The organism is Methylobacterium sp. NFXW15 (assembly GCF_049887755.1).
Taxonomy (GTDB): Bacteria; Pseudomonadota; Alphaproteobacteria; order Rhizobiales; family Beijerinckiaceae; genus Methylobacterium.
Genome location: NZ_JAGEKG010000005.1, coordinates 216,436 through 242,766, shown reverse-complemented (window position 1 = coordinate 242,766; position 26,331 = coordinate 216,436). Strand labels below are relative to the sequence as shown.

Annotated in this window: 25 protein-coding genes and 1 pseudogene; 22 read left to right on the top strand and 4 right to left on the bottom strand. The window is 68.2% G+C overall.

From position 1 onward, the window contains the following. Window position 1: 1 nt before the first annotated feature. From J4O73_RS13685 to J4O73_RS13620, 14 genes are all read left to right on the top strand, one after another. Window positions 2–2,131, top strand: a complete 2,130-nt coding sequence (locus J4O73_RS13685; RefSeq protein WP_426218107.1) for a glycosyltransferase family 2 protein — start codon at window positions 2–4, stop codon at window positions 2,129–2,131. Between the two features lie 192 nt (window positions 2,132–2,323). Continuing rightward, the gene (locus tag J4O73_RS13680; protein WP_426218106.1) at window positions 2,324–3,661 is read left to right on the top strand and encodes an MFS transporter; all 1,338 of its coding nucleotides are present in this window, start codon (window positions 2,324–2,326) and stop codon (window positions 3,659–3,661) included. 166 nt (window positions 3,662–3,827) lie between these two features. Next, window positions 3,828–4,997, top strand: coding sequence for a ubiquinol oxidase subunit II (gene cyoA, locus J4O73_RS13675; protein WP_426218105.1), 1,170 nt, complete (start codon window positions 3,828–3,830; stop codon window positions 4,995–4,997). 107 nt (window positions 4,998–5,104) lie between these two features. Further along, window positions 5,105–7,105, top strand: a complete 2,001-nt coding sequence (gene cyoB, locus J4O73_RS13670) for a cytochrome o ubiquinol oxidase subunit I (protein ID WP_426218104.1) — start codon at window positions 5,105–5,107, stop codon at window positions 7,103–7,105. Window positions 7,106–7,112: 7 nt separating this feature from the next. Beyond that, window positions 7,113–7,742 carry a cytochrome o ubiquinol oxidase subunit III gene (gene cyoC / locus J4O73_RS13665; protein WP_426218377.1) on the top strand — a complete coding sequence of 210 codons (630 nt, stop codon included), beginning with the start codon at window positions 7,113–7,115 and terminating at the stop codon, window positions 7,740–7,742. After that, window positions 7,739–8,128, top strand: coding sequence for a cytochrome o ubiquinol oxidase subunit IV (gene cyoD / locus J4O73_RS13660; RefSeq protein WP_426218103.1), 390 nt, complete (start codon window positions 7,739–7,741; stop codon window positions 8,126–8,128). Before cyoC ends, cyoD begins: the two co-directional genes overlap by 4 nt. After that, window positions 8,125–8,901 carry an SURF1 family protein gene (locus J4O73_RS13655; RefSeq protein WP_426218102.1) on the top strand — a complete coding sequence of 259 codons (777 nt, stop codon included), beginning with the start codon at window positions 8,125–8,127 and terminating at the stop codon, window positions 8,899–8,901. The genes cyoD and J4O73_RS13655 overlap by 4 nt, the downstream gene beginning before the upstream one ends. Before the next feature lie 55 nt (window positions 8,902–8,956). Beyond that, entirely contained in the window at window positions 8,957–11,122 is a 2,166-nt protein-coding gene (gene scpA / locus J4O73_RS13650; protein ID WP_426218101.1) for a methylmalonyl-CoA mutase, read from the top strand. A gap of 229 nt (window positions 11,123–11,351) precedes the next feature. Then, complete coding sequence (locus tag J4O73_RS13645) at window positions 11,352–12,983, top strand: alpha-D-glucose phosphate-specific phosphoglucomutase (RefSeq protein WP_426218375.1); 1,632 nt, start codon at window positions 11,352–11,354, stop codon at window positions 12,981–12,983. A 246-nt stretch (window positions 12,984–13,229) separates the two neighbouring features. Beyond that, a complete protein-coding gene (locus tag J4O73_RS13640; protein ID WP_426218100.1) occupies window positions 13,230–14,492 on the top strand; it encodes a DUF2252 family protein in 1,263 nt (420 codons plus the stop codon). Between the two features lie 18 nt (window positions 14,493–14,510). Continuing rightward, entirely contained in the window at window positions 14,511–15,203 is a 693-nt protein-coding gene (locus J4O73_RS13635) for an MgtC/SapB family protein (RefSeq protein ID WP_426218099.1), read from the top strand. Between the two features lie 183 nt (window positions 15,204–15,386). Continuing rightward, entirely contained in the window at window positions 15,387–16,004 is a 618-nt protein-coding gene (rpsD, locus tag J4O73_RS13630) for a 30S ribosomal protein S4 (protein WP_238249136.1), read from the top strand. A 66-nt stretch (window positions 16,005–16,070) separates the two neighbouring features. Beyond that, window positions 16,071–16,445 (top strand): BrnT family toxin, encoded by a 375-nt coding sequence (locus J4O73_RS13625; RefSeq protein ID WP_426218098.1) that lies wholly within the window; start codon window positions 16,071–16,073, stop codon window positions 16,443–16,445. Further along, window positions 16,411–16,671 (top strand): CopG family antitoxin, encoded by a 261-nt coding sequence (locus tag J4O73_RS13620; RefSeq protein WP_426218097.1) that lies wholly within the window; start codon window positions 16,411–16,413, stop codon window positions 16,669–16,671. Before J4O73_RS13625 ends, J4O73_RS13620 begins: the two co-directional genes overlap by 35 nt. 8 nt (window positions 16,672–16,679) lie before the next feature. On the opposite strand, the gene J4O73_RS13615 is transcribed toward J4O73_RS13620, so the two are convergent. Beyond that, entirely contained in the window at window positions 16,680–17,027 is a 348-nt protein-coding gene (locus tag J4O73_RS13615) for a hypothetical protein (protein WP_426218096.1), read from the bottom strand. A gap of 33 nt (window positions 17,028–17,060) precedes the next feature. Here J4O73_RS13615 and J4O73_RS13610 point away from each other — a divergent pair, with 33 nt between their 5' ends. From J4O73_RS13610 to J4O73_RS13585, 6 genes and pseudogenes are all read left to right on the top strand, one after another. Beyond that, window positions 17,061–17,414 carry a DUF2293 domain-containing protein gene (locus J4O73_RS13610; protein ID WP_426218095.1) on the top strand — a complete coding sequence of 118 codons (354 nt, stop codon included), beginning with the start codon at window positions 17,061–17,063 and terminating at the stop codon, window positions 17,412–17,414. 78 nt (window positions 17,415–17,492) lie between these two features. Then, entirely contained in the window at window positions 17,493–17,702 is a 210-nt protein-coding gene (locus J4O73_RS13605) for a TOBE domain-containing protein (protein WP_378972548.1), read from the top strand. Between the two features lie 66 nt (window positions 17,703–17,768). Then, the gene (gene tsaD, locus J4O73_RS13600; protein WP_378972546.1) at window positions 17,769–18,824 is read left to right on the top strand and encodes a tRNA (adenosine(37)-N6)-threonylcarbamoyltransferase complex transferase subunit TsaD; all 1,056 of its coding nucleotides are present in this window, start codon (window positions 17,769–17,771) and stop codon (window positions 18,822–18,824) included. Then, a pseudogene (locus J4O73_RS13595) lies at window positions 18,821–19,120 on the top strand (GNAT family N-acetyltransferase); the annotation flags it as partial. The gene tsaD and the pseudogene J4O73_RS13595, both read left to right, overlap by 4 nt. A gap of 11 nt (window positions 19,121–19,131) precedes the next feature. Then, window positions 19,132–20,124 (top strand): NAD(P)H-dependent glycerol-3-phosphate dehydrogenase, encoded by a 993-nt coding sequence (locus J4O73_RS13590; protein WP_426218094.1) that lies wholly within the window; start codon window positions 19,132–19,134, stop codon window positions 20,122–20,124. 124 nt (window positions 20,125–20,248) lie between these two features. Further along, window positions 20,249–20,668 (top strand): EVE domain-containing protein, encoded by a 420-nt coding sequence (locus J4O73_RS13585; RefSeq protein ID WP_426218093.1) that lies wholly within the window; start codon window positions 20,249–20,251, stop codon window positions 20,666–20,668. Window positions 20,669–20,674: 6 nt separating this feature from the next. On the opposite strand, the gene J4O73_RS13580 is transcribed toward J4O73_RS13585, so the two are convergent. The 3 genes from J4O73_RS13580 to J4O73_RS13570 form a co-directional block, all read right to left on the bottom strand. Then, window positions 20,675–21,043, bottom strand: coding sequence for a DUF6481 family protein (locus J4O73_RS13580; RefSeq protein ID WP_426218092.1), 369 nt, complete (start codon window positions 21,041–21,043; stop codon window positions 20,675–20,677). A 141-nt stretch (window positions 21,044–21,184) separates the two neighbouring features. Next, window positions 21,185–21,394 (bottom strand): cold-shock protein, encoded by a 210-nt coding sequence (locus J4O73_RS13575; protein ID WP_378972538.1) that lies wholly within the window; start codon window positions 21,392–21,394, stop codon window positions 21,185–21,187. 316 nt (window positions 21,395–21,710) lie between these two features. Beyond that, window positions 21,711–23,267, bottom strand: a complete 1,557-nt coding sequence (locus J4O73_RS13570; protein ID WP_426218091.1) for a sensor histidine kinase — start codon at window positions 23,265–23,267, stop codon at window positions 21,711–21,713. A gap of 223 nt (window positions 23,268–23,490) precedes the next feature. On the opposite strand from J4O73_RS13570, the gene J4O73_RS13565 reads away from it, so the two are divergent. Both J4O73_RS13565 and J4O73_RS13560 read left to right on the top strand, forming a co-directional pair. Beyond that, window positions 23,491–23,946, top strand: a complete 456-nt coding sequence (locus tag J4O73_RS13565) for a (2Fe-2S)-binding protein (RefSeq protein WP_426218090.1) — start codon at window positions 23,491–23,493, stop codon at window positions 23,944–23,946. Window positions 23,947–24,058: 112 nt separating this feature from the next. Beyond that, on the top strand, window positions 24,059–26,266 hold the full coding sequence (locus J4O73_RS13560) for a molybdopterin cofactor-binding domain-containing protein (protein ID WP_426218089.1): 2,208 nt from the start codon (window positions 24,059–24,061) through the stop codon (window positions 26,264–26,266). Window positions 26,267–26,331 lie beyond the last annotated feature (65 nt).

The following is a 26,331-nucleotide window of genomic DNA, read 5'->3' as shown; positions in this document are numbered from 1 at the left end:
GATGGCCTTGAGGCCACTGACGCGATGGCTCCGCAGGCGCCTCGGCCTCTCGGGACGGCCGAAGGCGGGCATCATCGGCCATGTCGACACCGCCTGCGAGACCTTCCTGCGGGGCTGGGCGCTCGACACCGCCGACCGCGAGAGGGCCGTGGGCATCGCGGTGCTGCACCGGGGCGCGATCATCGCCAGCGGCATCACGGACATTCCCCGCGAGGATGTCGCCAAGGCTGGGCACGGCAGGTTGCTGACCGGCTTCCGCCTCGACCTGCCGCCCTCTGCCTCCTTCGCCGAGGGTGACACGGTCGAGATCCGGGATGCCGCCACGGGACAGCCGATCCTCGGCAGTCCCGTGCGAATCGACGTGAACCCGAACTTCGTGCGCTTCCGCGACCGCCTGCGCAGTCTCCCCGAGGCGACCGTCGCGCGGTTCATGCGCCGCCACGGCCGGGCCGACGCCCCCGGCATCAGCATCGTCATGCCGGTCTACAACACGCCGCCCGCATGGCTGGAACAGGCCATCGCCAGCGTCAGGAGCCAATGGCACGAGCGCTGGGAGTTGGTCTGTGTCGACGATTGCTCGACGATGCCGGAAACGGCGGACATCCTCGCTCGCCACGCCGCCGAGGATCGCCGCATCACGCTCCTCAAGGCCGAGACGAATGGCGGCATCTCGAAGGCGACCAATCTCGGCGTGGCCGCGGCCGCCTACGACATCGTCGCCTTCATGGACCACGACGACGTGCTGGAGCCCTCGGCGCTCCACGCCATGGCGGGGGCCTTCCTCGGCGAGGAGGTCGATCTCGCCTATAGCGATGAGGTCGTGACCGACGAGAACACGGACCATTTCCTCGAATTCAGCGCACGACCCGCGCTCTCCTTCGATTACTACCTCTGCCACCCCTACTTCGTGCACTTCGTCGCCTGCCGAAAGGCGCTGATCCAGGCAGTGGGGGGCTTCGACGAGAGCCTGTCGGTCTCGCAGGACGTGGACTTCCTCTTGCGGGCGCTGGAGCGGGCCAGGGCGGTCGCGCATCTGCCGCTCTTTCTCTACCGCTGGCGGACGCATCTCACGAGCACCGGCCACGACAAGCGCGATCAGGTCACCGCCAACACCTGCCGGGCGCTGTCCCGATCCCTGGCGCGAATTCATCCCGGCTGCACGGTGGCGGCGGGCCACACGTTCAACACCTACCGGATCACGTGGCCGGACGTGCCGGGCAGGACCCTGATCGTCGTGCCGACGAAGAACGCCCTCTCCTTCCTGAAGACGACGGTCGAATCGATCGAGCGCCATACCGCCCGGGCCGATTACGAGCTTGTGATCGTCGATCACGAGTCCGACGACCGGGCGACGCGAGACTACCTCGCCCGCCTCGCGGCAGAGGGCCGCGCCCGCATCCACCCCTATCGTGGCCGGTTCAACTTCTCGCGGATGAACAACGAGGCCGTCCGGGCCTGCGGCGAGGGCTGCCCCTTCGTCCTGTTCCTCAACAACGACGTCGAGATCCTCTCGGCGGGCTGGCTGGCGCGCCTGCGCTCCCTGGCCGGGCGGCCCGATGCCGGAGCCGTCGGGCCGATGCTGGTCTATGGCAACGATCTCGTCCAACACGCAGGCGTCGTGCTCGGCCTCAACGGCCCGGCGGAACACGCGTTCAAGCTGGTGCCCGCCTATCTCGATCGGGTGCGCAATGCCGGGCCCAACGCCGCGCTCACCGCGACGCGGGATGTCTCCGCCGTCACCGGGGCCTGCCTCATGATGCGCCGCAGCGTGTTCGAGGAGGCGCAGGGCTTCGACGAGACGCTGGATATCGGCTTCAACGACACCGACCTGTGCCTGCGGGTCGGGAGCCTCGGGTACCGCATCCTCTACGATGGCGATGTGGTGATCCGGCACTACGAATCGGCGACGCGGAACGCCGCCGAGGCGCTGCTGAAGCACCCCGAGAACACCGCGACCTTCACGGCACGGTGGGCGGGGACGATCGCGGCGGGAGACCCGTTCTACAACCCTCAGTTCGCGAGCGAGGGAGCGGACCACGTATTGCGCCGCAACAAGCCCCTGCCCCGGCAACGCGCGATCCGCGTGAGGCGGCCAAGCTCGGCCGGAGGCATGCCCGGGAGCGCTGCCTAGAGCAAAAGCTTGGCAGGCCTCGGCGAATCGGTCTCCGCCTGAGCACATTGTCGCGTGCGCGCGGGGTGCGCCCAGAGGATGCGGTCCGGTGCGGGGGGGTTATGCTTCCAATGAAGGTTGCAGTGCGGCCAGACATGCCGCAAGAGGCAGTCCAGGTCGGAATCGCAACGACCGACGGGCGGTAGCCGGCGAATGAGCGCGAACACATCCATTTCATCCAGCACCGGTCTCGAGCGGGACGCGCAGCGCGCCATGGGCGACCACAAGGTCGCGCCCAGTGAGATCGCGATGGGCGTCGTCATCGGACGCGCCTCCGAGTATTTCGACTTCTTCGTGTTCGGCATCGCCTGCGTGCTGGTGTTCCCGAAGGTGTTCTTCCCCTTCGTGGATCCGCATACGGGCACGCTCTACGCCTTCGGCATCTTCGCCCTCGCCTTCGTGGCCCGACCGTTCGGCACGGCCCTCTTCATGGCGATCGACCGGCGGCACGGGCGCGGTGTGAAGCTCACCACCGCCCTGTTCCTGCTCGGCGGCTCCACCGCCGCGATCAGCTTCCTGCCGCGCTACGACTCGATCGGCATTTCCTCGGTATACCTGCTGGCCGCCCTGCGGGTGATGCAGGGCCTCGCCCTCGGCGGTGCCTGGGATGGGCTCGCCTCGCTGCTCGCCCTCAATGCCCCGAAGGACCGGCGCGGCTGGTACGCCATGGTGCCCCAGCTCGGCGCGCCGATCGGCTTCATGGTGGCGAGCGCCCTGTTTTCCTTCTTCATCGTGAACCTCTCGCCCGAGGATTTCATCGATTGGGGTTGGCGCTTCCCGTTCTACTGCGCCTTCACGATCAACGTCGTGGCGCTGTTCGCCCGCCTGCGCCTCGTGGCGACGGACGAGTTCGTCCGCATGATGGATGCGGACCGGCTGAGCCCGGTGCCGGTGCACGAGCTGTTCCGGAACCATCTGAAGGAGGTTCTGCTCGGCGCCTTCGTGCCGCTCTCGGCCTTCGCCCTGTTCCACCTCGTCACGATCTTCCCGATCGCGTGGCTCGCCCTCAACAACCTCGACCGGTCGCCCGGCGAGTTCCTGATGGTGCAGTTCTCCGGCGCGATCATCTGCGCAGGCGCCGTGGCCGCCTCCGGCCTGATCGCTGACCAGATGGGCCGCCGCGCCTCCCTGATCATGAGCGCAGGCCTGATCGGCCTGTTCGCCCTGGGCTCGATCCTCGCGCCGCTGCTGTTCGGCGAGAGCGCCATCGGCCAGACCATCTACGTGACGACCGGCTTCATGCTGCTGGGCCTCGCCTACGGCCAGTCCTCGGGCGCGGTCACCGCGCGGCTCGGCAAGCGCTACCGTTACACCGGCGCGGCGCTGACCTCGGACTTCGCATGGCTCTTCGGCGCGGGCTTCGCGCCGCTGGTGGCTCTCTATCTCGCGGACCGCTTCGGTCTGGCCGTGGTCGGGGTCTACCTGCTCTCGGGCGCGGCCTGCTCCCTGGCCGCCTTGTTCATCGACCGCTCCGAGATGCGACAGATGTAAGCGACAGCCGCGCCCTTCGTGGTGCGGCCTTGCCGCTGACTTGAGTGAGGGGCCGGATATGCCGGCCGGCGACGCCGCGCCCGCGGCACGGGATGACGAGACGAGAGCAGTGAGTTCTTCGACCCTTCGACCGGACCGGACCCCGCCGGCAAGCCGCCGCGGACCCTTGCGCCGTCTTGCGCCGCTCCTGGCGCTGCCGCCGCTCCTAGCGCTGCTCGGCGGCTGCAACCTCGTGGTGATGCAGCCTGCCGGATTCATCGCCGAGCAGCAGCGCAATCTCGTGCTGGCCTCCACCGGCCTGATGCTCCTGATCATCGTGCCGGTGATCGTCTGCACGCTGTTCTTCGCGTGGCACTTCCGCGCGAACAACGACAAGGCGGTCTACGATCCCGACTGGCACCACTCGACCCAGCTCGAGGTGCTGATCTGGACGGCCCCGCTCCTGATCATCATCGCGCTCGGCGCGCTGACCTGGATCGGCACCCACACCCTCGATCCGTTCCGGCCCCTCACCCGCCTCGACGCCAAGCGCCCGCTCCCGGCCGGCGTGGAGCCGCTCCAGGTCGAGGCGATCGCCATGGATTGGAAGTGGCTGTTCCTCTACCCGCAATACGGGATCGCCACGGTCAACGAATTGTCCATCCCGGTCGACCGGCCGGTGACCTTCAAGATCACCGCGACGGACGTGATGAACACGTTCTACGTGCCGACGCTCGCGGGCATGATCTACGCCATGCCGGGCATGGAGACGAAGCTCCACGCGGTGGTGAACAAGGCCGTCGATTCCGAGGGGCGCACCGCCCATTACAGCGGCGCCGGCTTCTCCAACATGTTCTTCAAGTTCCGCGGCGTCGCCGACAAGGACTTCGACGCCTGGGTCGCCAAGGCCAAGGCCGAGGGCTCGGACCTGACCATGGATGCCTACCTGAAGCTCGCCGAGCCGACGGAATCCGAGCCGGCACGCTACTTCAAGTCCTATGCCGAGGGGCTCTACACCAAGATCATCGGCCTGTGCCCGAAGCCTGGCCAGATGTGCGTCTCCGAGATGATGGCCATCGACGCGCGGGGCGGCCAGGGCGGCACCGAGGGCGAAGAGAACTACAAACGGCTGCAATACGACAACCACTTCGCCCGGGAAGGCCACGAGGCTCCTGGCGCGACGGGCCCGGCCACAGGCCGGGGTGCGCACGGGCAGACACAGCCCGAGGGCATGAAGCCCCGCCCCGACATGGGTAATCCCGACTCGCGCGGTGCCGAGCCGGGGAAGGCACAGCCGGATACCGGGAGCGATTCGCCGAAGGGCGAGCAGGTCGCGCCCAAGCAGATCAATCAGTGACGGCACTCCACCAGTGACGAAGTGAACCAGTGAGGTAGGCCGGCGCGAAGGATATTTTGGAATCCAACGCGACGGCCGCCTTCGAACCTTCTGAACGGTCCGATTTCATGTTCGAAAACGCAAATCTCCAGCAGCTGGTCTTCGGTCGGTTCACGCTCGACCAGATCCCCTTCCACGAACCGATCCTGATCGGGACCTTCGCCGGCGTGGCGGTGGCGGGCCTCGCTGTGCTTGCCACCATCACCTACTTCCGGTTCTGGGGCCCGCTATGGCGGGATTGGGTGACGTCGATCGACCACAAGAAGATCGGCATCATGTACTGCATCTTCGCGATGATCATGCTGCTGCGCGGCTTCGCCGACGCGCTCATGATGCGCGCGCAGCAATCCATCGCCTTCGGCGACCAACAGGGCTTCCTGCCGCCGCACCACTACGATCAGATCTTCACCGCCCACGGGATGATCATGATCTTCTTCGTGGCGATGCCGTTCGTCACGGGTCTCATGAACTTCGCGGTGCCGCTGCAGATCGGCGCCCGTGACGTGGCCTTCCCGTTCCTGAACAATTTCAGCTTCTGGATGACCGTCTCCGGCGGCATGCTGGTGATGGTCTCGCTCTTCGTGGGCGAGTTCTCCCGCGCCACCTGGCTCGCCTATCCGCCTCTGTCGGGGGCCGCGATGAGCCCCGGTGTCGGCGTGGATTACTACATCTGGGCCCTGCAGATCGCGGGTGTCGGCACGACGCTCTCAGGCATCAACCTCGTCGCGACCATCGTGAAGATGCGCGCGCCGGGCATGACCATGATGAAGCTGCCGGTCTTCGTGTGGTCCTCGCTCTGCACGAACATCCTGATCGTCGCGGCCTTCCCGATCCTCACCGCCGTTCTCGTGCTCCTGTCCCTCGACCGCTACCTCGGGATGCACTTCTTCACGAACGACCTCGGCGGCAACTCGATGTTGTACTTCAACCTCATCTGGATTTGGGGTCACCCGGAAGTCTACATCCTGATCCTGCCCGCCTTCGGCGTGTTCTCGGAGATCACCTCGACCTTCTGCGGCAAGCGCCTGTTCGGCTACACCTCGATGGTCTACGCGCTGGTGGTCATCACCATCCTCGCCTACCTCGTGTGGCTGCACCACTTCTTCACCATGGGCTCGGGCGCCGACGTGAACTCGTTCTTCGGGATCACGACGATGATCATCTCGATCCCGACGGGCGCCAAGATCTTCAACTGGATGTTCACGATGTACCGTGGGCGCATCCGGTTCGAGGTGCCGATGATGTGGGTGGTGGCGTTCATCGTCACCTTCGTGATTGGCGGCATGACCGGCGTGCTGCTCGCCGTTCCCCCGGCCGACTTCGTGCTGCACAACTCGCTGTTCCTGATCGCGCACTTCCACAACGTGATCATCGGCGGCGTGCTGTTCGGCATGTTCGCGGGCGTCACCTTCTGGTTCCCGAAGGCGTTCGGCTTCAAGCTGGACGAGTTCTGGGGGAAGATGGCCCTCGGCTTCTGGGTCACCGGCTTCTACGTCGCCTTCATGCCGCTCTACGTGCTCGGCCTGATGGGCGTGACCCGGCGCATGCAGCATTTCGACGATCCGTCGCTGCAGCCCTGGTTCATCGCGGCGGCCGTCGGCGCCCTGCTGATCGCCTGCGGCATCGGCTGCCAGGTCATCATGTTCGTGGTGTCGATCCGCAACCGCGAGGCCCTGCGCGACGTGACCGGCGATCCGTGGGGTGGCCGGACCCTGGAATGGTCGACCTCGTCGCCCCCGCCGGACTACAACTTCGCCTTCACGCCGGTGGTCCACGACTCCGATGCGTGGTGGGACATGAAGGCCCGCGGCTTCAGCCGCCCGATGACCGGCTACAAGCCGATCCACATGCCGAAGAACACCGCAGCCGGGGCGATCCTGGCGGCCCTGAGCTTCGTCTGCGGCTTCGCCATGGTCTGGTACATCTGGTGGCTCGCCGCCCTGTCCTTCGCGGCGATCATCGTCGCGGGCATCATCCACACCTTCAACTACGACCGCGAGTACTACATCCCCGCCGAGACGGTCTCGCGGGAAGAGGCCAAGCGGACGCGCGAACTGGAGCTGGCGTGATCCGATGATGCACACCGAAACCGCACCGCCCGGTACGGCTGCGCCGGTCTTCTTCGTCACCGACGAGGAGGGCCACCACAGCGAAGGCTCGACGATGCTCGGGTTCTGGCTGTACCTGATGAGCGATTGCCTCATCTTCGCGACCCTGTTCGCGACGTATGGGGTGCTCGGGCGCAACTATGCGGCGGGTCCTTCGCCCAAGGACCTGTTCGATCTCACGGGCATCGCGGTGAACACCGCGATGCTGCTGTTCTCCTCCATCACCTATGGCTTCGCCATGCTGGAGATGGACAAGAACGACCAGCGCAAGACCCAAATGTGGCTGGCCGTCACCGGCCTGTTCGGCGTCGCCTTCGTCGCGCTGGAGATCCGGGAGTTCGTCCACTTGTTCCACGAGGGCGCGCCCCCGTGGCGCAGCGCCTTCCTATCCTCGTTCTACACCCTGGTCGGCACCCACGGCCTGCACGTCTCCTTCGGCATCCTCTGGCTCGTGACGCTGATGGTGCAGGTGAAGAAGTACGGGCTCGTCGCGGCCAACAAGCGCCGCCTGATGTGCCTGTCCATGTTCTGGCACTTCCTCGACCTGATCTGGATCGGGGTGTTCACCGTCGTCTATCTGATAGGAGTGCTCGAATGAGCGCGGACGCCACCCACGCTCACGGGTCTCACGACCACGCCCATACCGAGGGCGGCCATGGCAGCGTGAAGTCCTACGTGACGGGCTTCGTCCTGTCGGTCATCCTAACGGTGATCCCGTTCTGGCTGGTGATGGGCAACGTGCTCGACAACAGCCTTGTGACGACGCTCGTGATCCTCGTGCTCGGCGGCGTGCAGATGGTCGTGCACGTCATCTTCTTCCTGCACATGAACACGAAGTCCGAGGGTGGCTGGACCTTCATGGCGCTGATCTTCACGATCACGCTCGTCGCCATCCTGCTCTCCGGCTCGGTGTGGGTGATGTACCACATGAACCGGAACATGATGCCGGCCTCCGGGCACGAGATGATGCAAAAGATGCGGTGAGCGAGCCTCACCGTCAGAGCGGGGGCGGCCCGTCCGCCCCTGCCCCTTCCCATTCGCCGCTCCGCCGGGTCGTCTTCGGCCTCGGGGCGGCTTTCGTTTTTCTGACCCTCCTCGGGCTTGGGACGTGGCAGGTCCAGAGGCGGAGCTGGAAGCTCGACCTGATCGCGCGGACCGAGGCGCGGGTCCACGCTCCGGCGATCCCGGCCCCCTCCCCGGCCGAGTGGAGCCACGTCGGCCCCGACGATGCCTACCGGCATGTCACCCTCTCGGGCCGGTTCCTGAATGAGCGCGAGACGCTCGTGCAGGCGGTGACCGATTACGGCGCGGGATTCTGGGTGCTCACGCCCCTCCGGCGGGAGGATGGCAGCCTCGTCCTCGTCAATCGCGGCTTCGTGCCGGGGGACCGGAAGGATCCGGCGAGCCGTCCGGCGGGGCAGATCGCCGACACGGTCCAGGTGACGGGCCTCCTCCGGCTCACGGAGCCGGGTGGTGCCTTCCTGCGCTCGAACGATCCGGCGGGGAACCGCTGGTACTCGCGGGACGTAGCCGCCATCGCCGCCGCGCGGGGGCTCACCGGCACCGCCCCTTACTTCGTGGATGCCGATGCGACGCCGAACCCCGGCGGCCTGCCCATCGGCGGCCTGACGGTCGTGGCGTTCCCCAACAGCCACCTCGTCTATGCGCTGACGTGGTACGGCCTCGCGCTGATGCTCGGCGGGTTCTTCGCCTTTCGTGGGTTTCTGCGCCGCAAAGGTCGGTCCAACGGGGAGTAGCCGCTGCGTGCGGCGCGGCTATAATGGCGTGACAAGAAGCACGACGAGTCACGCCATGACCTCCCGCATCCCGGATTTCGCCTCTCTGCCCCTGTCCGGCGATCCGTTGGCCGTAGCGGCCCCGGTGCAGGGCGAGCCGTGGATGACGCCGGAGGGTATTCCGGTGAAGGGCCATTACGGCCCGCAGGATCGCGAGGGCATCGAGTTCCTGAACACATGGCCGGGCCTCGCGCCGTTCCTGCGCGGCCCCTACCCCACCATGTACGTCACCCAGCCCTGGACGATCCGCCAATATGCGGGCTTCTCCACGGCCGAGGATTCGAACGCCTTCTACCGGCGCAACCTCGCGGCGGGGCAGAAGGGCCTGTCGGTCGCCTTCGATCTCGCCACCCACCGCGGGTACGATTCCGACCACCCGCGCGTCTCGGGCGATGTCGGCATGGCGGGCGTGGCGATCGATTCGATCTACGACATGCGCACGCTCTTCTCAGGGATTCCCCTCGACGAGATGACCGTGTCGATGACCATGAATGGCGCGGTGCTGCCGATCCTGGCCCTCTACATCGTCGCCGCAGAGGAGCAGGGCGTGCCGCCTTCGAAGCTCGCGGGCACGATCCAGAACGACATCCTCAAGGAGTTCATGGTCCGCAACACCTACATCTACCCGCCCAAGGGGTCGATGCGGATCATTTCGGACATCTTCGCCTATACGTCGAAGAACATGCCGAAGTTCAACTCGATCTCGATTTCCGGCTATCACATGCAGGAAGCCGGAGCGACGAACGACCTCGAACTCGCCTACACGCTGGCCGACGGCGTCGAGTACATCAAGGCGGGCCTCGCCGCCGGGCTGACCATCGACCAGTTCGCCCCGCGCCTGTCGTTCTTCTGGGCGATCTCGACCAACTTCTTCATGGAAGTCGCCAAGATGCGGGCCGCGCGCCTGATCTGGTCGAAGCTCGTGAAGGAGTTCGAGCCAAAATCCGAGAAGTCCCTGGCCCTGCGCACGCACTCGCAGACGAGCGGCTGGTCGCTGACGGCGCAGGACGTGTTCACCAACGTCACCCGCACCAACATCGAAGCGATGGCGGCCACACAGGGCGGCACCCAGTCGCTGCACACCAACGCGCTGGACGAGGCGCTGGCCCTGCCGACCGACTTCTCGGCCCGCATCGCCCGTAACACCCAGCTCTTCCTGCAGCAGGAGAGCGGCACCACCCGGATCGTCGATCCGTGGGGCGGTTCCTACTATGTCGAGAAGCTCACCGCCGACATGGTGGCCCGCGCCTGGGAGCATATCCGCGAGGTCGATTCGCTCGGCGGCATGGCCAAGGCGATCGAGGCAGGCATCCCGAAGCTGCGCATTGAGGAGGCCGCCGCCCGCGCCCAGGCGCGGATCGATTCCGGCCGCCAGACCATCGTCGGCGTGAACAAGTTCCGCGCCGACGACGAGATGGCGATCGAGTTGCTGCGGGTCGATAACGGCAATGTCCGCCGCCTGCAGATCGACAAGCTGAAGCGCCTGCGCGCCGAGCGCAACGAGGCCGATGTCACGGCCCGGCTCGAAGCCCTGACCAAGGCCGCCGACGGCAGCGAGAACCTGCTCGAACTCGCCGTGGAGGCGGCCCGCGCCAAGGCGACGGTCGGCGAGATTTCCGAGGCCCTGGAGAAGGCCTGGGGCCGTCACCGGGCCGAGATCCGCTCGATCTCCGGTGTCTACAAGCGCGAGGTGGGAACGATGTCGCCGGTGGTCGAGGAAGTCCGCACCCTGGTCGAGGCCTTCGAGGAGGCGGATGGGCGCCGCCCGCGCATCCTCGTCGCCAAGATGGGCCAGGACGGACACGATCGCGGCCAGAAGGTCATCGCCTCGGCCTTCGCCGATCTCGGCTTCGACGTGGATATCGGGCCGCTCTTCGCCACCCCGGCGGAGGCCGCGCGGCAGGCGGTGGAGAACGACGTTCACATCGTCGGCGTCTCGTCCCTGGCGGCGGGCCACCTGACGCTGGTGCCGGAACTGAAGGCCGCCCTCACCGAGCAGGGGCGCGGCGACGTGATGATCGCGGTGGGCGGCGTCATCCCGCCGGGCGATTACGACGCGCTGCGTGCCGCGGGCGCCTCCGCCATCTTCCCGCCGGGCACGGTGATCGCCGAAGCCGCGATCCACCTGATCCGCGAGCTGAATGCACGGCTCGGTTACGAGACGCGGGAAGCGGCGGAGTAGTCTCCGTCTTTGCGAGCGAAGCGAAGCAATCCAGGGATCCGCGAGGGTTGGAAACGGCCCGCTGCCCTGGATTGCTTCGCTGACGCTCGCAAAGACGGGGGGCGCCTCCCTGTAACCACCATCGGGAATCGTTCAGGAAACATCCGCCATGACGGATGACGCCGCCTCGGCGGCCGGGCACAAGAGCCCCGATCCATCAGGCCGAACGCCCGGAGGCCCCCGTATGACGATGACGCCGACGACGATCCCGACGACGCCGTATTCCGATCAGAAGCCCGGCACGTCGGGTCTTCGCAAAAAGGTTCCGGTCTTCCGGCAGCGGCATTACGTCGAGAACTTTGTTCAGGCGATCTTCGATTCCATCGCCGACACAGCGGGCAAGACCCTGGTGCTCGGCGGCGATGGACGCTTCCTCAACCGCGAGGTGGTGCAGATCATTCTGCGACTCGCGGCCGGGAACGGGTTCGGGCGGGTGCTGGTCGGGCGCGGCGGCCTGCTCTCGACGCCCGCCGCCTCCTGCGTCATCCGCAAGCACAAGGCGATCGGTGGCATCATCCTCTCGGCGAGCCACAATCCCGGCGGGCCCGAGGGCGATTTCGGCATCAAGTTCAATGCCGCCAACGGTGGCCCCGCGCCGGAATCCCTCACCGACGCGATCTTCGCGCGGGCCAAGGCGATCACGGCCTTCACCCTCGTCGAGGCCCCCGATCTCGACCTCGACCGGCTCGGCGAGACGCGCCTCGGTGCCATGGCGGTCGAGGTGATCGATCCGGTGGCCGATTATGCCGAGCTGATGCGCGAGCTGATCGACTTCGAGGCCATCTCGACGATGTTCGCCTCCGGCTTCCGCATGCGCTTCGATGCGATGAGCGCCGTCACCGGTCCCTACGCGACGGCCATCCTCGAAGGGATGCTCGGCGCGCCCCAGGGCACGGTGGTGAACGCCACGCCGAAGGAGGATTTCGGTGGCCACCATCCGGACCCGAACCCGGTTCATTGCCACGACCTCTACGACCTGATGCAGGGGCCGGACGCCCCGGATTTCGGCGCGGCCTCGGATGGCGACGGCGATCGCAACATGATCGTGGCCCCTGGCCTGTTCGTAACCCCAAGTGACAGCCTCGCCCTGCTCACCGCCCATGCCCATCTCGCGCCGGGCTATGCCGGGGGTCTGAAGGGCGTCGCCCGCTCCATGCCGACGAGCCGCGCCACCGACCGGGTGGCGGCGTCGCTGGGCATCGGCGCCTACGAGACGCCCACCGGCTGGAAGTTCTTCGGCAACCTGCTCGATGCCGGGCTCATCACCCTCTGCGGCGAGGAGAGCGCGGGCACGGGCTCGAACCATGTCCGCGAGAAGGACGGGCTCTGGGCGGTGTTGCTCTGGCTCAACATCCTCGCCGCGACGGGCGAGCGGGCCGATGCCCTGGTCCGCGCCCATTGGGCGCGCTTCGGGCGCGACTACTATGCCCGCCACGATTACGAGGAGGTCGATTCCGACGCCGCCAACGGGCTGATGGATGCCCTGCGGGCCAAGCTCGGCGGCCTGCCGGGCACGCGGATCGGCGACCTGACGGTCTCCACGGCGGACGAGTTCGCCTACAAGGACCCGGTGGACGGCTCCCTCACCGAGCGCCAGGGCATCCGCATCGCCTTCGCGGAGGATGCGCGCGTGGTGTTCCGCCTGTCCGGCACCGGCACCGCCGGGGCGACGCTCCGGGTTTATCTCGAACGCTACGAGAACGACCCCACCCGCCTCGACCTCCCCGTCGCGGAGGTGCTGGCCCCCGTCGTGGCCGCCGCACGGGCCATCGCGGAGATCGCGCCTCGCACTGGAAGGCCTGAGCCGACCGTCGTGACCTGAGAGCCTGACCGAGGAGGCCTCAGGGATCGCCCTCTTTGCGAGCGAAGCGAAGCAATCCAGGGGGCCGCCACGTTCGGGGACGTTCCGCCGCCCTGGGTCGCTTCGCTCACGCTCGCAAAGACGGTGAGGGTGTCAGGCCCGCCAACGACCGCCCCGGCCAAGCCTCGGGGCGCTGCGTCCTTTTAATCCCTGGGCTGACAGGAAATTTAATATCGCCGCTTAGGTTGAGCCCTACATGACACAACCATGACACCAACCTTCGGGGCGGGTGTCTGGCACGGGGTGCAGCCAGCGATGAACGTCCATGTCCGCCTCGATCAGGGTCGTGAGGCCGAGCTGTTGCGGACGCGGCGCCTGTGCAAGATCGCGGCATCGCCCCTCTCCTATGTGAGGGGTTCGACCGCCCGCTTCTACGAATGGCTCGCGGATTTCCCCCCGGATGCTCTCCCCGTGGGTCCGCCGATCTGGATCTGCGGCGATTGCCATCTCGGCAATATCGGCGCCCTGGCCGATTCCGAGGGCAAGGTGCGGATGCAGATCCGCGATCTCGACCAGACCGTCATCAGCAATCCGGCCTACGACCTCGTACGGCTCACCCTCTCCCTGGTGACAGCCGGCCTCACCGCGCCCCTCTCCGGTATCGCCGTCGCCCGCATGATCGAGGCGATCGCGGTGGGCTACGTCGCGGGCCTTGAGGATCCCGAGGAAGAAGTGGGCGACGACGAGGATTCCGCCATCGTCGAGACGACCCGGAACCGGGCACTGGGCCGGCGCTGGCGCCACCTGTCGGAGGAGCGCCTGCGCGGCAAGTCCGCCCGCCTGCCCAGGGGCAAGCGCTTCCTCGACCTGTCGCCGGACGAGGAGGCGGGCTTCGCGGCCCTGCTGGACGCCCCCGGCTTCCGCACGCGGGTTCTTGGCCTCGAACCCGATGGTGAGGAGACGGTGGGCCTCATCGACGCCGCCTACTGGATCAAGGGCTGTTCCTCCCTCGGCAAGATGCGGCTTGCCGGCCTGGTGCGGATCTCCGGGGCGAAGGATCGCGCCAAGGTGGCGCTGATCGACGTGAAGGAGGGTGTGCCCTACCTCGCCCCGGCCGCGTCCGGCGTGACGATCCCCGAGGATCACGCGCAACGGGTCGTGGAGGGCGCCCGCGCCCTGTCGCCGGCGCTCGGCGAGCGGATGATCGCCGCCCATGTCGGCGAGACCCCGGTGATCGTCCGCGAGTTGCTGCCTCAGGACCTCAAGATCGTCGCCGAGCAATTCTCGAAGGACGAGGGCGTCCGCGTGGCCCGCAGCCTCGCGGCGGTGGTCGGCCGGGCGCATGGTCGGCAATTGTCGCCCGAGGCCCGGCATGCCTGGCGCAGCCGTGTCGAGGCCGATGGCTGGCACGAGCGCGCCCCGCACTGGCTGTGGTCCTCCGTCACCGACCTGATGGGCCTGCATCAGAGCGGCTATCTCGCCCATTGCCGGGATGTCGCCAGCGACAAGAGCCTCGCCGCCGCCCTCTGACCGCCCTGCCCCACCGCGATGCTCGTCGATCCCACGATCGAGGTCTTCCTCACGCGCCTTGCCCTCAGCTTCGGCGCGGCCTTTCTCCTTGGCTGGAACCGCGAGGAGCTGGGCCATCCGGCGGGCCTGCGCACCCATGTGCTGATCTGCGTCGCCGCCTGCACGGCGATGCAGCTCGGCGTGTGGCTGCTGGCCGAGACCGGCTCGACCGGGAATTCCCTGTTCCGGCTGGACCTGATGCGCCTCGCGCAAGGGGTGCTCGCGGGGATCGGATTCATCGGCGCGGGCACGATCCTCAAGCAGGGCAACATCGTGCGCGGTGTCACCACGGCGGCGACCGTCTGGCTCGTCACGGTGATCGGCCTGTGCTTCGGCGCGGGGGCGTGGCGGCTCGGCCTCTGCGCCACGGGGACGACGCTCGCCACCCTTCAGGGGCTCGGCTGGGTCGAGAAGGCGCTGAAGCAGCGCAGCTACGGCATCGTGACGGTGGAGTTCGACCCGCGCGAGACCTCCCATGCCGTTCTGCTGGACCTCCTCGACGGGATGGGCCTCACAATCCGCTCTCGCTGCCTTGAGCAGGAGGATGGCGCCGGGCGGCTGCGCTGCGTCGGCGCCTTCAAGGGCGATGAGAAGGCGTGGTCCCTCCGGCTCATCCAGGGCCTGCGCGGGGCGCAGGGTGTCGGGCGGGTCTCCTGGGAAGAGATGGGCTGACGGTTGACCCCGGCGCGTGTCTCCCGTATGGAACCGGCCGTCGACGGGGCTCCTCAATGGGGCCCCGCGGCGTTTTACGCGCACCCGTGGGCCGGCATTCCGCCGCCCTGTCGTCCCGGGCCTTCAGGCATCGGGAAGAGGAGGGCGCGTTCCTCATATCTCGTCACGAGAGGACGCGAAGTCATGTCGAAGCGGATTCAGGCCAAGCACAAGCTCGACCGCCGCATGGGCCAGAACATCTGGGGCCGCCCGAAGAGCCCCGTGAACCGCCGCGAATACGGCCCGGGCCAGCACGGCCAGCGCCGCAAGGGCAAGATGAGCGACTTCGGCACGCAGCTGCGCGCCAAGCAGAAGCTCAAGGGCTACTACGGCAACATCACCGAGAAGCAGTTCCGCCGTTACTACGCCGAGGCGATCCGCCAGCGCGGTGACTCGGGCGAGAACCTGATCGGCCTGCTCGAGCGCCGCCTGGACGCCGTGGTGTACCGCTCGAAGTTCGTCGCCACCCCCTTCGCCGCCCGCCAGTTCGTGAACCACGGGCACATCAAGGTGAACGGCGTGCGCGTCAACATCCCGAGCTATCAGGTGAAGGCCGGCGACCTCATCGAGGTCAAGGAGTCCTCCCGCCAGCTCGAGATCGTCATCGTGGCGAGCCAGCTCGCCGAGCGCGATGTGCCGGACTACATCGAGGTCGACCACGCCAAGATGACCGCCCGCGTCACCCGCGTGCCGGGTCTCTCCGAGGTCCCCTACCCGGTGCAGATGGAGCCGAACCTCGTGATCGAGTTCTACTCGCGCTGAGGTCCACCGGACACGGAACGACACAGGGGGCTGCCTTCGGGCGGCCCCTTTTTCGTTGCGCGGTCGATGGCGAACTTCTCCCATTGTCAATGCATATGCAAAAGCATATCTATTCCAGCAGAGACCGGCGGGATGGAGTTTGACGGTTTCGATTGGGACTCCGGCAATAGGGACAAGTGCCGGAAACACGGTTTGTCGATCGACGAGATCGAGACCGTCTTCAAAGGCACGTTGTGGGTCGGTCCCGATCCCTACCCCATCCGGGAGGAGGCCCGCTTTCGTGCGGTTGGCCAATCACCCGTGGGCCGTTACGTCTTCGTCGTGTTCACGTGGCGATTTCGGAATGAGTCGACGCTGCTTCGTCCGCTGAGTGCCCGGTACATGCACAGGAAGGAAGTCGCCCGCTATGAAGAGGCCGTTTCCCGAGCTGACCGACGATAAGGCAGCGGAAGACTTGGTCGATTCCACAGACCTGAGCGATTACGACTTTTCCGACATGGTGCCGGTTCGCTTCGAGCTTCGGCGTAAGGACAAGTCGGTCAGCCTGCGTCTGCCCGAGAGCCTGCTCGATGCCGTCCGGGCCCGCGCCGAACAAGCGGGCATGCCGACCCAGCGCTTCATGCGCCTAGCGATCGAGCGCGCGCTGCTGGAGCCCGTTTCCCGCTGACGGGCGCCTCAGCACCCGTGGCAGATCGAACTCATCGTCCGGTGCATCTTCGTGTCCCAGGCCTTGGCGCGGGCTTCCGTGGCCTTCTGAGCCTTGAGCAGGTCGGCGTTGACCGCCGCCTTGGCCGGGGTCTCCACCGCGGCGTTGCGCGGAGGGGGCATGGTCCGGCCGGTCGAGGAGATGGTACGGCCGACCTTCGGGCTTGCCGCCGGGTCCGTCGCGGCGGTCTGCGCCAGGGCCGGGGTGGTGGCGAGGATGACCGCCAGGGCCAGGGTGCGGCGCAGGCTGGACGAGACGAACGTGCTCATGAGACCGTACCCCCGGCGGTATCCCGCCTTGCAGAGAGCCTTGGGCACGATCCTATCCGATCCCGCCCCGAAGACCATGGCATGACTGACAGAAACCCGTTGGGCCCGGAAGCGATCCCCGACCGTCGTTCAGCCGTGGCGGGGGCTCTCCTGCGTCTCGCCCCACGCCTGCCGCCCTTCGAGGCGGGTGTCGTGCTCGACCGGGCGCTGGCAAGCCCAGGCCTGCGCCGTGCGGCGCCGGAAACGGCTGCGCGGCTCGCCCTGGTCGCCTATGCGAGGCATGTCTTCACCGAATACGACGCGTTGCTCGCTGACGACTACGACCGCGAGAGCGCCCGGCATTTCGTCCTCGACGATCTCAACGAGGCGCTCGCCGCATGGGGGGCCAAGCCCATTCCGGAAGAGGCGGACGAGGTGACCGAGGGTGACGACTGAGCCGGTCGCCACCCGCCGCGCGATGGGGTAGGAGCCCGCAGCGCCACGCGGCGCGCCGCGAAAGGAGATCCCGACCGCATGAAGATCAGCGCACGCAACGTCCTCAAGGGCACCGTCGTCTCGATCGACAAGGGCGCGACCACCGCGCACGTGAAGATCGAGATCAGTCCCGGGCAGATCGTGACGGCCTCGATCACCAACGAGTCGGTCGACAGCCTGAAGCTCGTGACCGGCGGCCCGGCCTACGCCGTCATCAAGTCCTCCGACGTGATGGTCGCCGTCGACTGATTCGTGTGAGACCATGCCCGCCCCCGCGACGTGCGGGGGCGGGACGGGACAAGGGGAATCCGCCACGTGAAGACCGTGCTCGGCATCGAGACCACTTGTGACGAGACGGCGGCCGCCATCGTCTCGGTCGATTCCGATGGGCTGCCGTCGATTCGCGCCAACGAGGTGCTGAGCCAGATCGCGGAGCACGCGGTCTATGGCGGCGTCGTGCCCGAGATCGCCGCCCGCGCCCATGTCGAGGTGCTGGACCGGCTGATCGCGCGCGCCCTCGAACGGGCCGGGACGCGGCTCGCCGACCTCGACGGCATCGCCGTCGCGGCCGGGCCGGGGCTGATCGGCGGCGTGCTCGTCGGCCTCGTCACCGCCAAGACCCTGGCGCTCGTGGCGCAGAAGCCCCTGCTCGCGGTCAACCACTTGGAGGCCCATGCCCTCACGGCCCGGCTGACCGACGGGCTCGACTTCCCCTACCTGCTGCTCCTCGCTTCGGGCGGGCACACGCAGCTCGTGGCCGTGCGCGGCGTCGGCGATTACGTGCGCCTGGGCGGCACCATCGACGATGCGATCGGCGAGGCCTTCGACAAGGCCGCCAAGCTCCTCGGCCTCGGCTATCCCGGCGGGCCGGAGGTGGAGCGGATGGCGGAGGGCGGCGATCCCGAGCGGTTCGCCCTGCCCCGCCCGATGCTGGGCCGTCGACAGCCGGACTTCTCCCTGTCCGGCCTCAAGACCGCCCTGCGGATCGAGGCCGAGCGGATCGCGCCCCTGGCCGAGCGTGACGTGGCCGATCTCTGCGCGGGTTTCCAGGCGGCGGTGGTCGATGTGGTGATCGACCGTGCTCGGATCGCCCTGCGCGGCTTCGCCGATACGGCCGGGCGGCCGACCGCCCTCGTCGCGGCGGGGGGCGTCGCGGCCAACGGCGCCATCCGCCGGGCGCTGGCAGCGCTGGCGGGCGAGGCGGGCCTTGCCTTCGTCGCCCCGCCCCTCAACCTCTGCGGCGACAACGGCGCCATGATCGCCTGGGCCGGGCTGGAGCGCCTGCGACTCGGCCTCGTGGACGACATCACCGCCCCCGCCCGCCCGCGCTGGCCGCTCGCCGTGGAGTCCGCGCCGGTCACGGCGGCATGAGCGCGGCGGTTCCCGCCGACCGGCGCGCGGTCTGGCGCGATCTCGTGGAGCGGCGCCTGCCGGAGGCCGCCCGCACGCATCCGGACTGGCCGGTGCGTCTCGACCATTGCTTCGCCCGCATCCTTCTGGATCAGGCCTGCGGCGGACCGTGGCGTGACAGCGTCCGCCCGCCCGCCCACGCGAACATGCCCCTCGACCGGCTTGAGGAGGCGATCAGCCTCGGCGAGGCCATGCTGGCGGGAAAGGCCGATCTCCACGATCTCAACCGGCGCTCTCTGGCGTGGCGGGGCAAGCTGGGACGAACCGCATGAGCGCGCCCATCAACGTCGTCGGCGGCGGAGCCTGGGGCACGGCGCTGGCCAATGCCGCAGCTGCGGCAGGCCATTCCGTGACGCTCTGGCTGCGTGATGCGGAGGCCGCTGCGCGGATGCAGACGGAACGCGAGAATCCTCGCTACCTGCCCGGCGTGCCGTTGCACGCCCATGTCCGTGCGACGGCCGTGGCGGAAGACCTCGCGGGAGCCGGGGCGACCCTGCTCGTGGTTCCCGCGCAGACCTTGCGCGGCGTGCTCGGGCAACTCGCCGGGCCGCTCGCGGAGGCGGGGCCGGTGATCCTCTGTGCCAAGGGCATCGAGCGGGGCAGCGACAGCTTCATGAGCGCGGTGGCCGCCGACGTGCTCCCCACCGGGACGCCGGTCGCCGTCCTGTCCGGCCCGAGCTTCGCCGCGGATGTCGCCCGCAACCTGCCGACCGCCGTGACGCTCGCCTGCACCGATGCGGGGCTCGCGGCTTCGCTCAGCGCCCTGCTCTCGGGACCGACCTTCCGGCTCTATCACACCGATGACGTGCGCGGCGTCGAGATCGGCGGCGCAGGGAAGAACGTGCTCGCTATCGCCTGCGGGATCGTCGCCGGGCGCGGCCTCGGGGAGAGCGCCCGCGCCGCCCTGATCGCCCGCGCCTTCGCGGAGCTGATGCGCTTCGCGCGTGCCTTCGGCGGACGGCCGGAGACGCTGATGGGGCTGTCTGGCCTCGGCGACCTCGTGCTCACGGCGGGCTCGCCGCAATCGCGCAACTTCGCCTTCGGCCAGCGTCTCGGCGCCGGGGCAAGCCCCGAGGAGGCGTCGGGCGGCAAGCTCGCGGAAGGCGCCTTCACCGCCGCCGCGCTCACCGGCCTCGCCCGGGCGCGCGGCGTCGAGATGCCGGTCGCCGAGGCGGTCGCCGCCCTGGTCGCGGGCGAGACCGGTGTCGACACGGTCGTCACCAAGCTCCTGGCCCGGCCGCTGCGCGGCGAGATGGATTGAGGATTTCCAAGGACAAGTCCTTGGGTGGGGTCCGGAGGCGAAGCCCCTGGGCTATGCAGGGCGCCGCCCTGCACCCGCCAGAGGGCTCAGCCCTCTGGACACCCATGACTTCCGCGAGACCCCGATGGCGTTTTGGTTGTTCAAGTCCGAGCCCGCGACCTGGTCATGGGACCAGATGGTCGCGGCCGGGAAGGACGGCACGTTCTGGAACGGCGTGCGCAACCACCTCGCCAAGAAGCAACTGATGGCGATGCAGGTGGGGGAGAAGGGCTTCTTCTACCACTCGAACGAGGGCAAGGCCGTCGTCGGCGTGGTGGAGGTAATCCGCCCCTATTACCCCGACCACACGGACGAGACCGGGCGGTTCGGCATGGTCGACGTGCGCGCCGTCGAGCCGATGAAGGTCCCCGTCACCCTCGACGCGATCAAGGCCGAGGCGGCGCTGAAGGACATGGTGCTCGTCAACAACTCCCGGCTGTCGGTGCAGCCGGTGAGCGAGAGCGAATGGGCGCTGGTCCGCGCCATGGGCGGCCTGGGCGCCTGAGGGTCGTCAGCCCCGGCGCAGGGCCTTGGCCTTGCGGGCGAGGTAGCGGGCGTCGCGCTGGGCCTTGAGTTCGGCCTGACGGGCGATGGCGCGCTCCTCGGCGGCGATGCGTTCGGCCTCGACCCGCTCGGCTTCCGCCAGACGCGCGGCTTCCGCCTCAGCTTCGGCCTTGGCGATGGCGGCCAGACGCTGCAACTCGCGCTCGGCATTGCGGACCTCGCGGGCCTCGACGAGGGCGCGGCGGGCGGACTGACGGGCGAGGACGGCCGGATCGTCGGCGGCGGGCCGCGCGCGGAAGCGGGCCAGGGTCTGTGTACGCGCCTTGGTGGCGGCGGCGAGACGGTCGGTCAGGGCTTGGCTGTTCTGAAAGCTCACGAAGTCTCCGGATCGGGCGGGCGGGAGGCGCCTGCCGCTCTGTCGTATCGGAAAAAAAGGAAGCCGCTCCGGAGGGAGCGGCCCTGTCTGGCTGACCCACGATGCGTCCGGCCCGCGAGGGACCGAAGGCACCTTCAGGGATTACTCGGCGCGGAGCTGGCCGGCGGACTTCTTGCCGCTGCGGCGGTCGGTTTCCAGCTCGTAGGAGATGCGCTGACCCTCGTTGAGGGTGCCGAGCCCAGCGCGCTCGACGGCGGAGATGTGCACGAACACGTCCTGGCCGCCATCCTCAGGCTGGATGAAGCCGAAGCCCTTGGTCGCGTTGAACCACTTCACGGTACCGGTCGACATGGATTGGTCTCGATCTTCGCGGGGTCAGGGGTAGAAACGTCGCCGCGAAGCCGCGTGACGTCGGGTCGAACGATAGCGATAGGAGGAAAGAACCGCCCCGCGAAGGAAATTACGGCCCAAAACATCCGAAAACGTACCGATAGAACAACCGTATGCCCCTGCGGAACATTTTGCAAGGGCGCCGAAAATTTGGATTATTTTTGAGAAATCACTTGTATTTTCAGAGATGAACCACTGTCGATACGGCAGTGTCGGGTCGCGTGGCTGAGAAGTTCGGCCCGATCATCCATCCGTCAATGCAGTCCGTTGGACTGTCTCAAGCGGCGCGGCTCACGGGACGTGCGGACTTGGTCCGTTGCGGCGCCTCGATCAACGGCTCCGGCTCTTCGAACGATTCGGCCGGGAGCGTGTCCATCACCCGCGCGGCGGGCAGCGTCACGACGACCTCGGTGCCCTCGCGGGGGCGCGACACGAGATGGAACTGGCCGCCATGCAGTTCCACGAGGCCCTTCACGATCGGCAGGCCGAGGCCGGAGCCCTGTTCGGCGGTCTTGATCGCCAAGGCGCCGCGGCCGAACGAGGACATGACGGTGCCGAGCTCGTCCTCGGGGATGCCGGGGCCGCTGTCGCGCACGGAGAGGTACTGTCCTCCCCGCGCGGTCCAGCCGACCTTCAGCCAGATCTCGCCGCCGGGCGGTGTGAACTTCACCGCGTTGGAGAGCAGGTTCAACACGATCTGGCGCAGAGCCCGCTCGTCCGCCCAGAGCCGCGGCAGGCTGGTGTCGACCATGTCGTGGACGGTCTGGCCCTTCGCCTTGGCGCGCAGGGCCATCATGTGGCGGCACTCTTCCACCACGCTCGCCAGCAGCACCGGTTCCTCGTTCAACTCGTAGCGCCCGGCCTCGATGCGCGACAGATCGAGGATCTCGTTGATGAGGTTGAGCAGGTGCATCCCGCTATCGTGGATGTCGTTCGAATATTCCCGGTAGGCCGGGGCGGTGTGCTGGCCGAACACCTCGCCCTTCATCACCTCCGAGAAACCGAGAATGGCGTTGAGCGGCGTGCGCAGCTCGTGGCTCATCGTGGCCAGAAAGCGCGACTTGGCGAGGTTCGCCTCCTCGGCCCGGCGGCGGGCCTCGTCGGAATTGGCCTTGGCCTGCTCCAACTCGCCGAACACCGCATCCTTCTCGGCACGGGAATGCAGGGCGCCGACCGTGGTGGCGTAGAGCCGCCGGGCGAGTCCCAGGAAGAAGACCTGCGTGCCCGCCGCCATGGCGACGAGCATCAGCGCGTCCATGCTGCTGGAGAAGGCGGTGAGGGAGATCGTGGCGACCGTCAGCGGCACCAGGGCCGCAACGGCGGCGGCGGGCACGGTGGCCGCGAGCATGGTCGTCACCGCCGCCGCGATGACGAGGCCGAACAGGGCGAAGGTCCAGCCGCCCGTGCCGCCGATCGCGGCCATGCCCGACCACGACAGGCCCTGTAGCACCTCGCCGATCACGAAGCGGCGGCGCCAGCGGACGAGGTCGATATGCTCCGGATCGGCCCCGAGGAACTGTCGGCTCAGCACCGAGGTGAGCGTGATCATCAGGAACACGCACAAAGCCCAGGCCGCCGCGAACACCATCGGGACCCAGTAGGTCGCCGCGCCCGCCAGCGCGACGGCGAACAGCCCGAGGGGAATGCCGGATTCGGCCCGGTACTGGGCGTAGTGGCGCAGCAACTCGTGATCGAAGGCCCGTTCCAGCCCGGTGAGCGAGGTCAGCCGTTCGCGGGCCGACCGGATGTCGCGGGCGACACCGAGGCGCCGGGCGGCCTCCTCAGTTGAGGGACCCCGCCCGCGCTGGACCATCTCGACAGTGAGATCGGACATGCGCTCAGGAAGACCGGATTTTCGGGTTTTATTGACGAAATCCGCCCGAGGATGCGGCGAAACTCATAAGAAGCGGTTGCCGGGATCTCTCCAATCGTCCCTAAACGGGGCGGCGTCTCGTTTACCCCCAGCTTCTGTGCGCTGGCGCACCGCCTGGAGGCGGGACGGCGGGTCTAGTTGTGTCTACACGTTCGCGTCAGGCCTGCGAAACCGAAGCTCCGCCATGCCCCAGATCACGATCAACGGCGTGCCGCGTGCGGTCGACGCCGATCCGGACACGCCGCTCCTGTGGGTGTTGCGCGACCACCTGACCCTCACCGGCACGAAATACGGCTGCGGTATCGGCCAGTGCGGCGCCTGCACCGTGCATCTCGACGGGCAGCCGGTGCGCGCCTGCCAGACTCGCCTCGGCGATGTCGGCACCGCACCGGTGGCGACGGTCGAGGGTGTTTCGGGCCGGGTCGCGGAGGCGGTGCGGGCCGCGTGGCGCAAGCTCGACGTGGTCCAGTGCGGTTATTGCCAGTCGGGCCAGATCATGTCCGCCATCGGCCTGCTCTCGGCCAATGCCCGCCCGACCGATGCCGACATCGACGGCGCCATGGACGGCAACATCTGCCGCTGCGGCACCTACCAGCGCATCCGCGCCGCGATTCACGAGGCAGCGAGCCACCTCGCCTGACCGTCCCGCCGGGCCATCTGGGGCTCATGTCCAGCGTAAGCGGGCGGGGAGGACAGCCTCCGCGCCCGTCACGACCGATTCCCTTCACGGTCCAGACCGGAGCATCGCCGCCATGCTGAACGTCCGTCGGCCGACCGGGCCCCACTCCGGCTCCTTGCCCGCCCCCCGTCCGAGCCGCCGGGGCTTCCTCGCCGGGGCCGGTGCCATCGTCGTGGCCTTCCGTCTGGAGACCGGGTCCGCCCGTGCCGCCGGGCTCGACCCGTCCGGCATCCGGCCCGATCCCAACGCCTTCCTGCGCATCGGCGCGGACGACACCGTGACCGTGGTGATCAAGCACCTCGACATGGGCCAGGGGAACACGACCGGCCTCGCCACCATCCTCGCGGACGAACTCGGGGCCGACTGGTCCAAGGTGCGCACCGAGTTCGCCCCCGCCGACGCGGCCCGCTACAACAACCTGCTGATGGGCCCGATCCAGGGCACGGGCGGCTCCACCGCCATCGCCAATTCCTGGGTGCAGTTGCGCAAGGCAGGCGCGGCGGCCCGCGAGATGCTGGTCGCCGCAGCCGCCTTCCAGTGGCGCGTGCCCGTGGCCGAGATCACCGTGGCGGACGGCCTCGTCCGCCATGCCGCCTCGAACCGTCAGGCGCGGTTCGGCGAGCTCGCGGCCTCCGCCGCCACCCTCCCCGTCCCGGCCGAGCCGAAGCTGAAGGATCCGAGCGAGTGGCGCCTCATCGGCAAGCCCGTGAGCCGCCTGGATTCCGCGGCCAAGACGGATGGCTCGGCGGTCTACTCGCTCGACATCCGCCGCCCCGGCCAAGTCACGGCGATGATCGCCCGCGCGCCCGTCTTCGGCGGTACGGTGACGAGCGTCGATGACGCCGCCGCCCGCAAGGTCGCGGGGGTGCTCGACGTGGTGCGCGTGCCCTCGGGCGTGGCCGTGGTCGCGAAGGACACGTGGTCGGCCATGCAGGGCCGCAAGGCGCTGAAGGTGACCTGGGACGAGTCCGCCGCCGAGACGCGCTCTTCCGAAGCGATCCTCGCCGATTACCGGGAGCGGGCGAAATCCCCCGGCCTCACCGCGTCCAAGCGAGGCGACGCGCAGGCGGCGCTGAAGGGCGCGGCGACGGTCATCGAGGCCGAGTTCACCTTCCCCTATCTCGCCCATGCGGCTATGGAGCCCCTGAACGCGACCATCGAGAAGGCGCAGGACGGCAGCTACGACGTCTATGCCGGCTTCCAGTTCCAGACTGTGGAGCAGGCGACCATGGCTGCCATCCTCGGGGTGACCTCCGACAAGGTCCGGCTGCACACGACCTGGGCGGGCGGCTCCTTCGGCCGCCGCGCCACGCCGACGGCGGATTACGCCGCCGAGACGGCGGCCGTCTTCAAGGCGAGCGGCGAAAAGGCGCCGGTCCATCTCGTCTGGACGCGCGAGGACGACATGACCGGCGGCTATTACCGCCCGAGCGTGCTCCACAAGGTCCGGGCGGGCATCGATGCCAAGGGCGCCATCGTCGGCTGGGACCATGTGATGGTCGGCAAGTCCATCATGATCGGCTCGCCCTTCGAGGCGATGATCGTGAAGGACGGCATCGACGCCACCACCGTCGAGGGCGCCTCGGACACGCCCTACGCCCTGCCCGCCTACCGCTTCGGGGTCCATAACGGGCGCGAGGGCGTGCCGGTCCTGTGGTGGCGCTCGGTCGGCCACAGCCACACCGCCCATGTCATGGAGGTGATGATCGACGACCTCGCCCATGCGGCGGGGGCCGATCCGGTCGCCTACCGGCTGGGGCTGCTCGGCAACGCTCCGCGCCTCGCCGCCGTGCTGCAACTCGCCGCCGACAAGGCGGGCTGGGGCGGCGCGCAGGCGAAGGGCAGCGGCCTCGGCGTCGCTGTCCACGAATCCTTCGGCTCCTACGTCGCCATGGTCGCGCAGGTGAGCGCGGGCCAGGGCTCCGTGAAGGTCGAGCGCATCGTCGCCGCCGTCGATGTCGGCATCGCCATCAACCCGGATGTGATCCGGGCGCAGGTCGAGGGTGCGGTCGGCTTCGCCCTGTCCTCGGTGCTGCGCAACCGCATCACCCTGAAGGACGGACAGGTGCAGGAGGCGAATTTCGACGCCTACGAGCCGACCCGGATCAGCGAGATGCCGAAGGTCGAGGTCCATATCGTGCCGAGCGCCGTCGCGCCGACCGGCATCGGCGAGCCTGGCGTGCCGGTCCTGGCGCCCGCCATCGCCAACGCGGTCTTCGCGGCGACGGGGCAGCGGCTGCGCTCGCTGCCGCTCGACCTGTCGGGCCTGAGGGGCGCGTGAGGAATCGCACAATATTTCAGCCTGGGGAGGCGTAGACCGGGTTTGCCTTCCCCCAAGGCAAGAGA

What these genes read in the sequence shown, in the direction of transcription:
- J4O73_RS13685 (WP_426218107.1), top strand. Translation starts at nt 2, where the DNA reads ATGGCCTTGAGGCCACTGACGCGATGGCTCCGCAGGCGCCTCGGCCTC.
- J4O73_RS13680 (WP_426218106.1), top strand. Translation starts at nt 2,324, where the DNA reads ATGAGCGCGAACACATCCATTTCATCCAGCACCGGTCTCGAGCGGGAC.
- cyoB (WP_426218104.1), top strand. Translation starts at nt 5,105, where the DNA reads ATGTTCGAAAACGCAAATCTCCAGCAGCTGGTCTTCGGTCGGTTCACG.
- cyoC (WP_426218377.1), top strand. Translation starts at nt 7,113, where the DNA reads ATGCACACCGAAACCGCACCGCCCGGTACGGCTGCGCCGGTCTTCTTC.
- cyoD (WP_426218103.1), top strand. Translation starts at nt 7,739, where the DNA reads ATGAGCGCGGACGCCACCCACGCTCACGGGTCTCACGACCACGCCCAT.
- scpA (WP_426218101.1), top strand. Translation starts at nt 8,957, where the DNA reads ATGACCTCCCGCATCCCGGATTTCGCCTCTCTGCCCCTGTCCGGCGAT.
- J4O73_RS13645 (WP_426218375.1), top strand. Translation starts at nt 11,352, where the DNA reads ATGACGCCGACGACGATCCCGACGACGCCGTATTCCGATCAGAAGCCC.
- J4O73_RS13640 (WP_426218100.1), top strand. Translation starts at nt 13,230, where the DNA reads ATGACACCAACCTTCGGGGCGGGTGTCTGGCACGGGGTGCAGCCAGCG.
- J4O73_RS13635 (WP_426218099.1), top strand. Translation starts at nt 14,511, where the DNA reads ATGCTCGTCGATCCCACGATCGAGGTCTTCCTCACGCGCCTTGCCCTC.
- rpsD (WP_238249136.1), top strand. Translation starts at nt 15,387, where the DNA reads ATGTCGAAGCGGATTCAGGCCAAGCACAAGCTCGACCGCCGCATGGGC.
- J4O73_RS13625 (WP_426218098.1), top strand. Translation starts at nt 16,071, where the DNA reads ATGGCGAACTTCTCCCATTGTCAATGCATATGCAAAAGCATATCTATT.
- J4O73_RS13620 (WP_426218097.1), top strand. Translation starts at nt 16,411, where the DNA reads ATGAAGAGGCCGTTTCCCGAGCTGACCGACGATAAGGCAGCGGAAGAC.
- J4O73_RS13610 (WP_426218095.1), top strand. Translation starts at nt 17,061, where the DNA reads ATGACTGACAGAAACCCGTTGGGCCCGGAAGCGATCCCCGACCGTCGT.
- J4O73_RS13605 (WP_378972548.1), top strand. Translation starts at nt 17,493, where the DNA reads ATGAAGATCAGCGCACGCAACGTCCTCAAGGGCACCGTCGTCTCGATC.
- J4O73_RS13590 (WP_426218094.1), top strand. Translation starts at nt 19,132, where the DNA reads ATGAGCGCGCCCATCAACGTCGTCGGCGGCGGAGCCTGGGGCACGGCG.
- J4O73_RS13585 (WP_426218093.1), top strand. Translation starts at nt 20,249, where the DNA reads ATGGCGTTTTGGTTGTTCAAGTCCGAGCCCGCGACCTGGTCATGGGAC.
- J4O73_RS13575 (WP_378972538.1), bottom strand. Translation starts at nt 21,394, where the DNA reads ATGTCGACCGGTACCGTGAAGTGGTTCAACGCGACCAAGGGCTTCGGC.
- J4O73_RS13570 (WP_426218091.1), bottom strand. Translation starts at nt 23,267, where the DNA reads ATGTCCGATCTCACTGTCGAGATGGTCCAGCGCGGGCGGGGTCCCTCA.
- J4O73_RS13565 (WP_426218090.1), top strand. Translation starts at nt 23,491, where the DNA reads ATGCCCCAGATCACGATCAACGGCGTGCCGCGTGCGGTCGACGCCGAT.
- J4O73_RS13560 (WP_426218089.1), top strand. Translation starts at nt 24,059, where the DNA reads ATGCTGAACGTCCGTCGGCCGACCGGGCCCCACTCCGGCTCCTTGCCC.